A 13,760-nucleotide genomic window follows, 5' to 3' on the forward strand; every position below is an offset into this window, starting at 1 on the left:
GGTTATAGCTGTTCAGGTAGAGCTTGAACGATTTGGATTCGATCAGGTTGGGGCTGTCGGCCGGAATGCGGAAGGTGGCAATGCCCACCTGCGGCTTGCCGCGTGCATTCAGCCAGGACAGCTCGAAGCCGGTCCAGATATCCACCCCGGCAAAGGGCAGCGCCTGTTCATCCACGCCGATTTCATCGCGCTTCATCTGGCGCGGAATGGGAAACAGCAGGCTGGCGTCGTACTGGTCCTGATAGCTGACGGTCTTGCCTAGCGGGGACTGTTCCGGTGACATGGCTTGGGGTTGCATAAAGACTCCAGTCAAAACGGGATCAATGTTCACGGCGCATGAACTGGCGCGGGCGGAAGCCCAGCGCAAACAGCATGGCAAAATAAGTGATGGCGCCGGCCACCACCAGCAAGGTCAGCCAGCATACGCGTTGCCAGGCGTGGCCGTCCCAGTGGATGGGCAGCAGCCATTGCAGTGCCAGCAATACGGCGGCCATGGCCAGGATGGCCAGGGCCATCTTGCCAAGAAAGCTGCTCCAGCCGGCTTGCGGCTGGTAGATCTTGCGTTTGAGCAGGGTGGACAGCAGCAGGCTGGCGTTCAGGCAGGAGGCCAGGCCGATGGAGAGCGCCAGCCCGGCATGCTTGAGCGGGAAGACAAAGGCCAGGTTCATCAGCTGGGTGCAGCCCAGGGTGATCAGCGCAATGCGCACCGGCGTCTTGATGTCCTGGCGCGCATAAAAGCCCGGTGCCAGCACCTTGACCAGAATCAGCCCCAGCAGGCCAAACGAATAGGCAATCACCGCCTGCTGCGACATCAGCGCATCGTGGGCGGTAAAGCGGCCATACATGAACAGGGTGGACAGCAAGGGGCCGGACAGCAGTCCCAGGCCCACGGTGGCCGGTACTGCCAGCAGCAGTGACAGGCGGATGCCCCAGTCCAGCAACACGCTGAATTCGCTGTCGGACTTGCTGGCGGCATGCTTGGACAGCGAGGGCAGCAGGATGGTGCCCAGCGCCACGCCCAGCACACCAGAGGGGAATTCCATCAGCCGGTCGGCGTAATACATCCACGACACGCTGCCGGTGGGCAGGAAGGAAGCAAAGGTGGAGTTGATCAGCAGCGAAATCTGCGCCACCGATACCCCGAAAATGGCCGGGCCCATCTGGCGGATCACCCGCCATACCGCGGCATCCTTGAAGTCGAAGATGGGCATGGTGAGCATGCCGATCTGCTTGAGGAAGGGCAGCTGCCATACCAGCTGGATCAGCCCGCCGACAAACACCGCCCAGGCCATGGCCATGATGGGCGGGTGAAAGCTGTGGGTGAAAAACAGCGCAAACACGATGAAGCTGAGGTTGAGAAAAGTGGGGGTGAAGGCCGGAATCGAGAACCTGCCCCAGCTATTGAGAATGCTGCCGGTCATCGACGACAGCGAAATGAAAAAGATATAAGGAAAGGACACGCGCAGGATGTCGGCAAACAGCGCGGCCTTGGCCGGTTCGCGGTAAAAGCCGGGGGCGGAAATCCACATGATGGCCGGTGCAGCCAGCATGCCGATGGCGGTGACCAGCAGTAGTACCGAGCCCAGCACGCCGGTGACCTTGGCCACGAATTCGCGCGTTTCGGCCTCGGTTTTCTGGTTCTTGTATTCGCCCAGAATGGGGACGAAAGCCTGGGAGAACGCCCCTTCGGCGAACAGGCGGCGCAACATGTTGGGAATCTTGAAGGCGGCATTGAAAGCATCTGCCGCCATGCCGGCGCCAAAGACGCGGGCGATAAGGGTGTCGCGGACCAGGCCGAGAATGCGCGACACCATGGTCATGCTGCTGACTGCAGCCAGAGCCTTGAGCAGGTTCATTTATTGGGGGGAGGGCGGGTTGAGCAAGCCGGCTAGTTTACGCTGGCGGGTTTATTGTTGCAAAACCTGAGTTTAAGGCTTAGAATCGCGGGTTTCAGATTCCGCTCATCAGGAGAAAGATTCATGGCTAACAGCGCACAAGCTCGCAAGCGTGCACGCACAGCCCTTAAGCAGCGCGCGCATAACGCCAGCCTGCGTACTGCGTTCCGTACTGCAGTAAAGAAAGTGCTCAAGGCAATTGAAGGTGGTGACAAGGCTGCGGCCAAGGTTGTGTTCCACGCTTCCACCAAAGTAATCGATCGTATCGCTGACAAAGGCGTGTTCCACAAGAACAAGGCTGCTCGTCACAAGAGCCGTCTGTCTGCTCAGATCAAGGCCATGGCCTGATCCCAGCCCAGCGCTGACGAATACGCAAAAAGGCCCCGCAACTGCGGGGCCTTTTGTGTTTGCCGCGCCGGCGCAGCCACAGGGGTGTTGCGCCATTGCCACGACCCGTGCTTCAGCCTAGCAGGGCAAAGGCCTGGCTGGCCATTTCCCCTTCTTCGTCGGTAGCCAGTACGTAGGCATGATGCAGGCTGTCGCTGCTGGTCAATTGCCGGGCATGGGCCAGATTGGCCGCGTGATCGGCGGCAAAGCCCAGCCAGCCCAGCTGGCCCAGCACGCGGCCACGGACTTCTGCCGAATGCTCGCCGATGCCGGCGGTAAAGATGATGGCGTCCAGTCCCTTCATGGCAGCGGCCAGCGAGGCAATTTCGCGCACGATGCGGTAGCAGAACAGCTCCACCGCCTCACGCGCGGCCGGCAGGCTGCTGGCCAGCAGCTCGCGCATGTCGGCGGACAGACCGCCGGATACGCCCAGCAGGCCGGAATTCTTGTACAGCTCGCGCCGCACCTCGCCCACGCCCATGCCTTCGTGCTCCATCCAGTACAGCACCACTTCCGGGTCCAGATAACCCGGACGGGTGCCCATCATCAGGCCATCTACGGCAGAAAAACCCATGCTGGAGGCCACGCTGCGGCCTTGCTGGATGGCGCAGGCACTGGAGCCGCTGCCCAGATGGCACACCACTACCCGCGCATCGGCCAGCCCCAGGCTGGCCAGCTTGCGGGTGATCGAGGCATAGGACAGACCGTGAAAGCCGTAGCGGCGCACGCCTTCCTCATGCCAGTGGCGGGCAATGCCGAAGCGGGTGGCCACCTCGGGCTGGCTGGCGTGAAAGGCGGTGTCGAAGCAGGCCAGCTGCGGCAGCGTGGGGTCGAGTGTGCGGAAGGCAGCGATCACCTGCAGGCTCACCGGCTGGTGTAGCGGGGCCAGTGGAATAAAGGCTTCCAGTGCCTGGCAGCTGTCTTCATCCAGCCGGGTGACGGCGTGGAAGCGGCTGCCGCCATGCACCACCCGATGCACCACGGCGGCGACGGCGATGCCGTGATCGGCCAGGGTATTGATCATGGCGGCCACCGCCGCTGCGCGGCTGTCATCGCCCAGCTCGCGCTCTTCCAGCTGCTGGTGCAGGGTGTCGTGCAGGCTGAGGCTGGTGTGCTTCTGGCCGAAGTGATCGATCAGGCCGCGCATCAGCAGGGCGCCGCCATCCATGGCGTAGGCGCGGAACTTGAGGGTGGAGGAGCCGGCGTTGACGGCGATCAGGGCCTTGATCACTGGCTGGCTCCACGGCGGCGATGGGCCAGGACATTGGCCACGGCGGCGGAGGCCAGGCGGCCGGTGGCGTCTTCGGCGCGGCTGGTCAGCACAATCGGCACGCGTGCGCCCATCACGATGCCGGCGGAGGAGGCCGCGGCCAGGTAGGTGAGCTGCTTGGCCAGCATATTGCCGGATTCCAGGTCGGGCACCAGTAGGATGTCCGGGTCGCCAGCCACTTGCGACACGATGCCCTTGGTGTCGGCGGCCTCATGCGAAATGGCGTTGTCGAAGGCCAGCGGGCCATCCAGCAGGGCGCCCTTGATCTGGCCACGGTCGGCCATCTTGCACAGCGCGGCGGCATCCAGCGTGGCGCGCATGGCCGGGTTGATGGTTTCCACCGCGGCGAGAATGGCCACCTTGGGGCAGGCGATGCCCAGGGCGTGGGTCAGGTCGATGGCGTTCTGGCAGATGTCGCGCTTGGTCATCAGGTCGGGTTCGATGCTGATGGCGGCATCGGTGATGAACAGATAACGCGGGTAGCTTTCCACCTTCATGATGAAAACATGGCTGATGCGGCGGTCGGTACGGATGCCGGTGTTGCGGGCCAGCACTTCCGTCATGAATTCGTCGGTATGCAGGCTGCCCTTCATCAGGATGTCGGCATAGCCGTCACGCACCAGCTTGACCGCCTGTTCGGCCGAGGCATGGCTGTGCGGGGTGTCGATCACTTCGTAGCGCGAGAGGTCGACATCCAGTTCTTCGGCCAGCTTGTTCAGGCGGCTGCGCGGGCCGATCAGGATGGGCGTGGCAATGCCGTGCTCGGCCGCTTCCACCGCCCCCAGCAGCGCCTCGCGGCTGCAGGGGTGGGCCACGGCCATGGGCAGCGGACCCTGATTGGTCGCTTGTTGCAGGATATCGTCAAATGCTTTGTCATCGCGGGTCATGGATGGTCTCCGGGCGCGAACGGGAAAGGGGATTGGCCAGCTTGCGCTGGCCGCCGTGGCATCAGGCCATGATGTGATGGCCGCCATCGACATAGATGGTCTGGCCGGTGAGGCTGCGGGCTGCATTGGAAATGAGGAAGGCGCAGGTCATGCCCACGTCTTCGATGTCCACCAGCTTGTTTTGCGGCGCACGGGCGATGGCATCGTCGATCAGCTGGTCGAAGTGGGCAATGCCGGAGGCGGCACGGGTCTTGAGCGGGCCGGGCGATACGGCATGCACGCGGATGCCCTTGTGGCCCAGTTCGCTGGCCATATAGCGCGACACGCTTTCCAGCGCGGCCTTGACCGGTCCCATCATGTTGTAGTTTTCCACCACTTTGTCCGCGCCGTAGTAGCTCATGGTGATCAGCGAGCCGCCATCTTTCATCAGCGGTTCGGCATGGCGTGCCATTTCCACGAAGGAGTAGCACGATACATGCATGGCTTGCTGGAAACCTTCGCGCGAGCAGTCGACGACGCGGCCGTGCAGGTCGTCCATCGGGCAGAAGGCGATGGAGTGAATGAGGAAGTCCAGCTTGCCCCAGTGTTGCTCGATATTGGCGAACACCTCTTGCATCTGGCCCGGCTGCTCCACGTCCAGCGGCATCACCAGCGGGGCTTCCAGCTTGTCAGCCAGCGGGCGGACGTATTTTTCCGCCTTGGCATTCAGGTAGGTGACGGCGACTTCCGCCCCCAGTTCGCGCAGCACGCTGGCGCAGCCGTAGGCGATGCTGTTTTCGTTGGCAATGCCGACAATCAGGCCTTTTTTGCCATTGATGATATTGCGGATGCTATCCATATAGTCCTCTGGTAAAACCATTTTTCAAGTAGGTCGATGTCATCGTGGCAGCGTGATGTTGCGAGTGCGTGAAAACAGCATTTTTGTATTGCGGCGACAGTCGGATATAATCGAAGGTTTGTGGGTAAGCGACTTGTGTTTGCCTTCTCTGACCGCACTTTGCATCATAGGTCAGGGCCACGCGTTTATTGTGCACTGCAGTAAAAGCGTATTGTGCACTGTAGCAAAAATACGCCATTTATGCCATTTAGATGATGGTTGGAGTGAAATATGCCGATCTACGAATACCGCTGTACTGCCTGTGGCGCAGCCAAGGAACATCTGCAGAAAATGAGCGATGATCCCATCGCCCAGTGTCCGGCCTGTGGCAGTGCCGACTATCACAAGCAACTGTCTGCTGCCGGCTTCCAGCTGAAGGGTTCCGGCTGGTATGAAACCGACTTCAAGAACAGCAGCTCCGGTGGAGGTGGCCACAGCTGCGGCAATGGTTCTTGCGGCGGCGGGTGCGCTTAACACCCCATGACACAAATCAAAATGACCGTACGGGGCTACCTGGTGGCCGGCCTGCTGATCTGGCTGCCGCTGGGTATCACCCTGTGGGTGCTGAACCTGATCATCGGTTCGCTGGACCAGACCCTGAACCTGCTGCCGCACGAGTGGCGGCCCGAGCAGCTGTTCGGCTTCCGCATACCCGGTCTGGGTGTGGTGTTCGCCTTCCTGATGCTGCTGGGCACCGGCATGTTGGCCGCCAATGTGCTGGGGCAGCGCCTGGTGGATTTCTGGCACGGGCTGCTGTCGCGCACGCCTTTCGTCAAATCCATCTACAACAGCGTCAAGCAGGTCAGCGACACGCTGCTGTCGGATTCCGGCCAGGCTTTCAAGAAGGCGCTGCTGGTGCGCTGGCCGCATCAGGACGCCTGGACGGTAGCCTTCCAGACCGGTTCCCCGGCACCGCAGGTGCTGGCGGAAATGGGCGAGGAAGAACATGTCAGCGTTTATGTGCCGACCACGCCTAACCCGACTTCCGGCTATTTCATCATGGTGCCCAAGCGTGACACACGCGAATTGACCATGAGTGTGGACGACGCGCTGAAATACGTGATCTCCATGGGGGTGGTGGTACCCAATCCACCGCCGCAGGAGCTGCGCTCCCGCCGGCAGGACGAATCCAATCGCCAGGGCTAGGCAATCCAGCGTCTGGCCCGGCTGTGCACTGAACGACATTCAGACTTACCAATACAGAATTCAATACTAAGGGTTACCCGATGCGTACCGACTACTGCGGACTTATTGACAAGAAATACCTCGGCCAGACCGTCACCGTGAAAGGTTGGGCGCATCGTCGCCGCGACCACGGTGGCGTGATCTTCATCGACCTGCGCGACCGCGAAGGCCTGGTGCAGGTGGTGATCGACCCGGATACCCCGGAAGCCTTCAAGCTGGCCGACAGCAGCCGCAATGAGTACGTGCTGGCCATTACCGGCATCGTGCGCGAGCGCCCGGCCGGCACCGCCAACAGCAAGATGATTTCCGGCGAAATCGAAATCCTGGCCAAGGAAATCGAAATCCTCAACACCGCCGCCACGCCGCCCTTCCAGATCGACGACGAGAACATCTCGGAAAACGTGCGCCTGCTGAACCGCGTGATCGACCTGCGTCGCGCCCCGATGCAAAAGAACCTGCGCCTGCGCTACCGCGTGGCCATGGGCGTGCGTAACCACCTGGACAAGCAGGGCTTCATCGACATCGAAACCCCGATGCTGACCCGCTCCACCCCGGAAGGCGCCCGCGACTACCTGGTGCCGTCCCGCGTGCATCCGGGCGAGTTCTTTGCCCTGCCGCAATCGCCGCAGCTGTTCAAGCAGCTGTTGATGGTGGCCGGTTTCGACCGCTACTACCAGATCACCAAGTGCTTCCGTGACGAAGACCTGCGTGCCGACCGTCAGCCCGAATTCACCCAGATCGATATCGAAACCTCGTTCCTGAACGAGGACGAGATCATGGACATCACCGAAAACATGGCGCAGGAAATCTTCCGCGACGTGATGAATGTCGAGCTGGGCAAGTTCCCGCGCATGACTTACAACGACGCCATGTTCCTCTATGGCTCGGACAAGCCGGACCTGCGCGTGTCGCTGCAGTTCACCGAGCTGACCGACCTGATGAAGACCGAAGAATTCAAGGTCTTCCGTGGCGCGGCCGATATGCCGAATGGCCGCGTGGTCGCCCTGCGTGTACCGGGCGGTGCTGCCCTGTCGCGCAAGGAAATCGACGAATACACCCAGTTTGTCGGCATCTATGGTGCCAAGGGTCTGGCCTACATCAAGGTCAACGACAAGAGCAAGATCACCAACGACGAAACCAGCGGTCTGCAATCCCCGATCGTCAAGTTCCTGTCGGTGGCTGCGCTGGAAGAAATCATGGCGCGTACCGGTGCCGACAACGGCGACATCATCTTCTTTGGTGCCGACAAGGCCAAGGTGGTGAACGAAGCCATCGGCGCGCTGCGTATCAAGATCGGCCACGAACGTGGCGAGAAGGATGGTTACTTCGTGCGCGAATGGCGTCCGCTGTGGGTGGTGGACTTCCCGATGTTCGAACACGACGAAGAAGCCGACCGCTGGACCGCCTGCCACCATCCGTTCACCAGCCCGAAACCGGGTCATGAAGACCTGATGGACACCGATCCGGGTGCTTGCCTGGCACGTGCCTACGACATGGTGCTGAACGGTTGGGAAATCGGCGGTGGTTCGGTGCGTATCCACCGTGCCGACGTACAGGAAAAGGTATTCGCTGCGCTGAAGATCACCCCGGAAGAACAGCAGAACAAGTTCGGCTTCCTGCTGGACAACCTGAAATTCGGCGCACCGCCGCACGGTGGCCTGGCCTTTGGTCTGGACCGTCTGGTGACCCTGATGGCCGGTGCCGAGTCCATCCGCGACGTGATTGCCTTCCCCAAGACCCAGCGCGCCCAGTGTCTGCTGACCAACGCCCCGAATGCGGTGGACGACAAGCAGCTGCGCGAACTGAACCTGCGTCTGCGTCAGAAAGCCGAACCGGCTGCCTGAGCCTGACCCTGCCTGACATGGCCTGCAAAACGGACACCAAGGTGTCCGTTTTTATTTTTCTTGATAATTATCTGTGTACATATGTAAAATTATAATTCATTCAAGGAGAGCAAGATGACACAGGTCGCAGAAAACAAGGCCATTGTGGTGGAACGCACCCAGACCGGGGTGAAAATTGAAAAGCGCCTGCTCAAGGTATTGAAGGCGATGGCGGAATACCACGACATCACCCTGGGTGATTTGCTGGAAGGCATTGTGTTGCATGCCTTCGATGGCAAGGTGGCGTTTGGTGAGGAGTCGCTGGCGCGCATCCGCCAGCTCAAAGAGGTATATGGCCTGGAGCTGGATGCCAGTGCCAGTCACCGCCTGCAGGAGAAATCCTGACCGTGGCAAGCCAGGCCCAAGGGCCGGGTGGCTTGAAACCAAAGCCTGCCGCCCGCATCTGATAAGGATCGCCAGCAGGGCGAGTCGGCTATTGCGAAACTTTATCGACACGATATGGATTTACAATTGGCCGATGATGGGCGGGCTGTTTTATAAAGCCCCCGCATTCCGCAGCGTTTGCGCATCGCCCGATACCGCAAACGTTGTCATATCAAGAAACTCAAGGAGATCCGCATGGCCGTACTCGTTGGTAAGCAAGCACCGTTCTTCGCTGGTGAAAAAACCTTCTCCGCCGTTCTGGGCGATGGTCAGATTGTTGACAACTACTCCTTCCAGGAAGCCACTGCCGGCAAATACGCCGTGGTGTTCTTCTACCCGCTGGATTTCACTTTTGTTTGCCCGTCCGAGCTGATTGCCTTTGATCACCGTCTGGCCGAATTCAAGGCCCGCAATGTGGAAGTGATCGGCGTGTCCATCGACAGCCAGTTCACCCACGCGGCATGGCGCAATACCCCGGTGGAAAAGGGCGGTATCGGCCAGGTTGGCTACACCCTGGTGGCCGACATCCAGCACGAACTGTGCAAGGCTTTCGATGTGGAAGCCGATGGTGGCGTGGCCTTCCGCGGCTCCTTCCTGATCGACAAGGCCGGCGTGGTACAGCACCAGGTGGTCAACAACCTGCCGCTGGGCCGCAATGTGGATGAAATGATCCGCATGGTTGACGCGCTGCAATTCACCGAAGAACACGGTGAAGTATGCCCGGCTGGCTGGAACAAGGGCAAAAAGGGCATGAAGCCGAGCGCTGATGGCGTGGCTTCCTACCTGGCTGAAAACGCCGCCCAGCTGTAATCTTCCTGCTTGCGCTGCCGTCATGACGGCAGCAATCGGCATCCGGACCCCGCTTTCAGGCGGGGTTTTTGCATTGGGCCTGCTATACCGGAATAAACAGCGATAAACAGGTGGCCCATTTGCAATTGTCTTCATCGCGGGTAGAAACGGCAGTTCGCTTGCATGTGCTGCGCCTGACCGTTGATGCCCAGCCCTTTTCCATGATCGCCGCGGCCCTGCTGGCGCTGACCCTGCTCATGCATTCGCCCTGGCCTGCCGTGGCGGGCTGGTGGGGCTGCATGCTCTGTGCCCAGCTGTGTTATCGGCAGCTGCTGCTGCGTTTGTTGCAGCCAGACCGGATTGACCTGTCGCTCAGCCAGCGCGATTTCCTCTGCTTTTGTGGTGCCACCTTGTTGATCAGCCTGCTGTGGAGCTGTGCGCCATGGTGGCTGGTGGCCGACAATGATCCCTTGTACATGATGCTGGTGCTGCTGTGGCTGGCGGCCGTGGCCGCCGCCTATGCCGCCTATTTTTTCAGCGTGCGCCCCCTGTTTTACCTGGCGCTGCTGGTGCTGGTGCTGAGCGCCATGCTCAAGCTGTTGCTCAGCGGGGTGCCGGTGCTGTATCTGGCCGCGCTGTCCTGCCTGTTGTACGGCATGGCGCTGGTGGTGGTGATCTGGCCCTTGCACCGCATCATCCGCGACAGCTTTGTCGCACGCGATGAAAACGCTGCGTTGCTGAACGAGCTGGGGGCGCAGCAGCAGCAACTGGAGGCAGTCAATCTGCAGCTGGAAGAGCAGGGGCGCTTGCTGGATGAAGCCCTGGTCAAGGTGGAGGAGCTGGTGGCGCATGATCCGCTGACCGGCGCACTGAGCCGGCGTGCCATCCTGCTGCAGGGCGAGCGGCTGCTGGAGCAGGCCAGCCTGGCAGGGCAGCCTTTTTGTCTGGCCATGCTCGACCTGGACCATTTCAAGTCCATCAATGATGGTTTTGGCCATCTGGTGGGGGATGAGGTGTTGCGCCAGACCTGCCTGCTGCTGGGCGCCGAGCTGCGTGCCAGTGACAGCCTGGGGCGCTATGGCGGCGAGGAGTTCATGCTCTTGCTCAGCGGTGCGGAGCTGGCCCAGGCCCAGCCGCGGCTGGAGCAGATGCGGCTGCGCCTGCAGCAGCATGACTGGTCGGACTTGACCCGGCAGCGGCCGGTGACCGTTTCCATCGGCCTGGTGGCCTGGCAGGCCGGGCTGGATCTGCCACAACTGATCCGCCGTGCCGATGATCTGCTCTACGTGGCCAAGCGTGCAGGGCGCAACCGGGTGATGGTGGAGCAGACGGCAGCACTTGCCGAGAAAGGCCGCGCATGAAGCCCGTACTTCCCTTGTTGCAGGAGCAGGCCGGATGGCGTGAAGAGGCCGACCTGGTGCGTTACTTCATCGACATCGCCTATCGTTCCATTCTGGCGGTGGTATGCGGCCTGCCTGTTCTGGTCGCCATCATCTACCAGCATGCCCAGCCCTTGCATCTGGCCTTGTGGTTGCTGCTGTTCGGTCTGGTCGAGTGGCGGCTGTGGTGGGTGATCCGCCGCTTCCGCGCCGCCGATCTGCATCCGGGCAGCGTGTTCCAGCACTACACTGCGGTGCGTGATTGTCTGCTGGCCAATTGCCTGCTGTGGGGCGCCAGCATCTGGGTGATGGATTCGCATCAGCTGGATGATCCCTACCACCTGTTGCTGCTGCTGTGGTTGACCGGCATTTTTGCCTTGCTCTGCATCATGATGGCAGCGTGCCGGGATATCCATGCCCTGTTTTTTGCCACGTTCTGGGCGTATCCGCTGTGTAGTCTGCTGGTGCCTGGCCAGCGGCTGGAACTGATGATACTGGCCGGCCTGCTGCTGTATCTGGCGGCGCAGTGGCGTTTTCTCGGCCGTTTCCACCGTACCTTGTTCGATACCGTCAAACTGCGCCATGCCAATCAGAGCATGATGGAAAACCTGGTCGAGCTGCATGTGCAGGCGGCGGTCAAGCGCGAAAGACTGCAGCAACAGCAAAGGGAGCTGACCGAGGCGATTGCCGAGCGCCAGCGCTTGCTGGAATGCGATGCCCTGACCGGCTGCTACAACCAGCGCGCCTTGCGCCGCCAGCTGGATGCCCACGCCGCCGCCAGCGCCGCCAGCGGCCGCGAATGGGCGCTGGCGATGCTGGATCTGGATCATTTCAAGCAGGTGAATGACAGCTTTGGTCATCAGGCGGGCGATGCAGTGTTGCAGCAACTGGTGCAGCAGTTGTCCAGCCTGCTGCCGCCGGGGCTGGAGCTGTTCCGTTATGGTGGCGAGGAGTTTGTCATCCTGGCTGCCGGGCTGGCCGAGGCTGAGCTGGCCGCCGCGCTGGATGACATCCGCCACACACTGGCCACGGCACGCTGGGAAGCGTTACCGGCCAGCTGGCAACAAACCGTGTCGGCCGGGGTGGTGGCCTGCCAGCCCGGAGACCCGGTCAATCACAGCCTGCAGCTGGCCGACATGGCCCTGTATGCAGCCAAGCATCAGGGACGCAACCGGGTCTGTCTGGCCAGTGCCCTGGCCACCCCGCCACTGGAACGGTTCAGCCGTAGCGGCTAGGCGCGTTATTTCAGTGGCAGTTTGGCCTTGACCGTGTGCATCATGGTGGCTTGCACGCTGGCCACCGGGTGCAGGCCGTCCGGCTGGAACTTGCTGATGTCCGTGGCAAAGCCGGCCACCAGCAGCGGCACATAGGGCAGCTGGTTGCGTTTGGCTATGCTGTCGTATACCGCACGGAACTCCGCCGTATAGCGGGGGCCATAGTTGCTGGGCAGCGCCATGCCCACCAGCACCACCCGCGCTGCCGCCCGCCGCGACAGATTCACCATCTGTTGCAGATTGTCCTGTAGCCGGGACATGGGCAGGCCGCGCAGGCCATCGTTGGCTCCCAGCTCCAGAATCACGATATCCGGCTTGTGGCGGCGCAGGGCTTCCGGCAGGCGTGCCAGCCCGCCATCGCTGGTTTCGCCGGAGATGCTGGCATTGATAATCCGGTGTCGTGGCTCCAGATCCTGTTGTAGCAGGCTGACCCAGCCCTGGCCCGGTGCCAGTCCGTAGCCTGCCGACAGGCTGTCGCCCATCACCAGGATGGTGGCGGCAGAGGCCGGCAGTGCCAGCAGGGCGGCACACAGAACGCTAACAATGTTGACCATTGCAGAAGGCATATGACTCCAATCGATAACAAGGCAGTGCTGTCGGCGCAGAATCTGGCCAAACAGGTGGTGTTTAACGGCGAACCGCTGAATATCCTGCATGCGGCCAGCCTGTCCGTGGGTCCGGGCGAAAGTGTGGCCATTGTCGGTGCTTCCGGCTCCGGCAAATCCACCCTGCTGTCCTTGCTGGCCGGGCTGGACCAGCCCAGCAGCGGCGAAGTGGCCCTGTTCGGCCAGTCGCTGGCTGGCCTGAATGAAGATGGCAGGGCATTGCTGCGCAGGGACAAGGTGGGGTTTGTCTTCCAGAATTTCCAGCTGATGCCGCAACTGACGGCATTGGAAAACGTCATGCTGCCGCTGGAACTGGCCGGGCGCAAGGACGCGCGCGACAGTGCCAGCCAGATGCTGACGCATGTCGGCCTGGGGCAGCGGCTGCGGCACTACCCGCGCCACCTGTCCGGCGGCGAGCAGCAAAGGGTGGCGCTGGCGCGCGCCTTTGCCATCCATCCGGGCATCCTGTTTGCCGATGAGCCTACCGGCAATCTGGACGCGGCCACCGGCCGCCAGATCATCGACCTGCTGTTCCAGCTCAATAGCGAACAACACACCTCGCTGGTGTTGGTGACCCACGATAACGAACTGGCCAGCCGCTGCGATGCCATTTACCGCCTGGTGGATGGCCGCCTGAACGGAGCGCGGGCATGAGCTGGTGGAGCCGTCTGCTGCTGGCTGCCCGCTTTGTGCGGCGCGAAATCGTCTCCGGCGAACTGACCATTCTGGCGCTGGCCCTGCTGGTGGCGGTGACGGCACTGACCAGCGTGAGTTTTTTTTCCGACCGGGTCGAGCGTGCACTGACCACCCAGGCCACCCAGCTGCTGGCAGCCGATCTGGTACTCAATGGCAATCAGCCGGCACCGGCAGCCATTCGCCAGGAGGCGCAGCGGCGCGGGCTGCAGCTGGCCGACAATATCAGTTTCCCTTCCATGGTGTTTGCCC

At 61.5% G+C, this 13,760-nt stretch carries 14 protein-coding genes and 2 pseudogenes; 10 read left to right on the top strand and 6 right to left on the bottom strand.

Features of this window, described 5'->3' with window-relative positions; genetic code table 11:
- Both JHD64_RS19365 and murJ read right to left on the bottom strand, forming a co-directional pair.
- A pseudogene (locus tag JHD64_RS19365) lies at positions 1-298 on the bottom strand (NADPH-dependent 7-cyano-7-deazaguanine reductase QueF); the annotation flags it as partial.
- A 22-nt stretch (positions 299-320) separates the two neighbouring features.
- Positions 321-1,856, bottom strand: coding sequence for a murein biosynthesis integral membrane protein MurJ (murJ, locus tag JHD64_RS19370; RefSeq protein WP_059286576.1), 1,536 nt, complete (start codon positions 1,854-1,856; stop codon positions 321-323).
- A 123-nt stretch (positions 1,857-1,979) separates the two neighbouring features.
- On the opposite strand from murJ, the gene rpsT reads away from it, so the two are divergent.
- The gene (gene rpsT / locus JHD64_RS19375) at positions 1,980-2,243 is read left to right on the top strand and encodes a 30S ribosomal protein S20 (protein WP_045847229.1); all 264 of its coding nucleotides are present in this window, start codon (positions 1,980-1,982) and stop codon (positions 2,241-2,243) included.
- 112 nt (positions 2,244-2,355) lie between these two features.
- Here rpsT and JHD64_RS19380 read toward each other — a convergent pair whose 3' ends face one another.
- The 3 genes from JHD64_RS19380 to fabI form a co-directional block, all read right to left on the bottom strand.
- Positions 2,356-3,513, bottom strand: a complete 1,158-nt coding sequence (locus JHD64_RS19380) for an acetate/propionate family kinase (RefSeq protein ID WP_199055116.1) — start codon at positions 3,511-3,513, stop codon at positions 2,356-2,358.
- Positions 3,510-4,439 (bottom strand): phosphate acetyltransferase, encoded by a 930-nt coding sequence (locus tag JHD64_RS19385; RefSeq protein WP_110313756.1) that lies wholly within the window; start codon positions 4,437-4,439, stop codon positions 3,510-3,512. Before JHD64_RS19385 ends, JHD64_RS19380 begins: the two co-directional genes overlap by 4 nt.
- Positions 4,440-4,500: 61 nt before the next feature.
- Positions 4,501-5,277, bottom strand: coding sequence for an enoyl-ACP reductase FabI (gene fabI / locus JHD64_RS19390; protein WP_059287006.1), 777 nt, complete (start codon positions 5,275-5,277; stop codon positions 4,501-4,503).
- 270 nt (positions 5,278-5,547) lie between these two features.
- On the opposite strand from fabI, the gene JHD64_RS19395 reads away from it, so the two are divergent.
- The 7 genes from JHD64_RS19395 to JHD64_RS19425 all read left to right on the top strand — a co-directional run bounded on the left by JHD64_RS19395 (position 5,548) and on the right by JHD64_RS19425 (position 12,171).
- The gene (locus tag JHD64_RS19395; protein WP_059287007.1) at positions 5,548-5,790 is read left to right on the top strand and encodes an FmdB family zinc ribbon protein; all 243 of its coding nucleotides are present in this window, start codon (positions 5,548-5,550) and stop codon (positions 5,788-5,790) included.
- A 6-nt stretch (positions 5,791-5,796) separates the two neighbouring features.
- Positions 5,797-6,462: a DUF502 domain-containing protein gene (locus JHD64_RS19400; RefSeq protein ID WP_059287008.1), complete on the top strand. Its 666-nt coding sequence runs from the start codon at positions 5,797-5,799 to the stop codon at positions 6,460-6,462.
- Positions 6,463-6,542: 80 nt separating this feature from the next.
- Positions 6,543-8,345 (top strand): aspartate--tRNA ligase, encoded by a 1,803-nt coding sequence (aspS, locus tag JHD64_RS19405; RefSeq protein ID WP_199055118.1) that lies wholly within the window; start codon positions 6,543-6,545, stop codon positions 8,343-8,345.
- Positions 8,346-8,459: 114 nt separating this feature from the next.
- Positions 8,460-8,729: a hypothetical protein gene (locus tag JHD64_RS19410; RefSeq protein ID WP_059287010.1), complete on the top strand. Its 270-nt coding sequence runs from the start codon at positions 8,460-8,462 to the stop codon at positions 8,727-8,729.
- A 234-nt stretch (positions 8,730-8,963) separates the two neighbouring features.
- A complete protein-coding gene (locus JHD64_RS19415) occupies positions 8,964-9,578 on the top strand; it encodes a peroxiredoxin (protein WP_059287015.1) in 615 nt (204 codons plus the stop codon).
- A gap of 119 nt (positions 9,579-9,697) precedes the next feature.
- Positions 9,698-10,918, top strand: a complete 1,221-nt coding sequence (locus JHD64_RS19420) for a GGDEF domain-containing protein (protein ID WP_199055121.1) — start codon at positions 9,698-9,700, stop codon at positions 10,916-10,918.
- Entirely contained in the window at positions 10,915-12,171 is a 1,257-nt protein-coding gene (locus JHD64_RS19425) for a diguanylate cyclase (protein WP_199055123.1), read from the top strand. The genes JHD64_RS19420 and JHD64_RS19425 overlap by 4 nt, the downstream gene beginning before the upstream one ends.
- A 5-nt stretch (positions 12,172-12,176) precedes the next feature.
- On the opposite strand, the gene JHD64_RS19430 is transcribed toward JHD64_RS19425, so the two are convergent.
- Positions 12,177-12,764 carry an arylesterase gene (locus JHD64_RS19430; protein ID WP_059287014.1) on the bottom strand — a complete coding sequence of 196 codons (588 nt, stop codon included), beginning with the start codon at positions 12,762-12,764 and terminating at the stop codon, positions 12,177-12,179.
- A 12-nt stretch (positions 12,765-12,776) separates the two neighbouring features.
- Between JHD64_RS19430 and JHD64_RS19435 the strand changes: the two genes are divergently transcribed.
- Together JHD64_RS19435 and JHD64_RS19440 are read left to right on the top strand one after the other, a co-directional pair.
- The gene (locus JHD64_RS19435) at positions 12,777-13,469 is read left to right on the top strand and encodes an ABC transporter ATP-binding protein (RefSeq protein ID WP_110313758.1); all 693 of its coding nucleotides are present in this window, start codon (positions 12,777-12,779) and stop codon (positions 13,467-13,469) included.
- Positions 13,466-13,760, top strand: a pseudogene (locus tag JHD64_RS19440) (oxidoreductase); the annotation flags it as partial. The gene JHD64_RS19435 and the pseudogene JHD64_RS19440, both read left to right, overlap by 4 nt.

This window comes from Aquitalea sp. ASV15 (genome assembly GCF_016429115.1).
Taxonomy (GTDB): domain Bacteria; phylum Pseudomonadota; class Gammaproteobacteria; order Burkholderiales; family Chromobacteriaceae; genus Aquitalea; species Aquitalea magnusonii.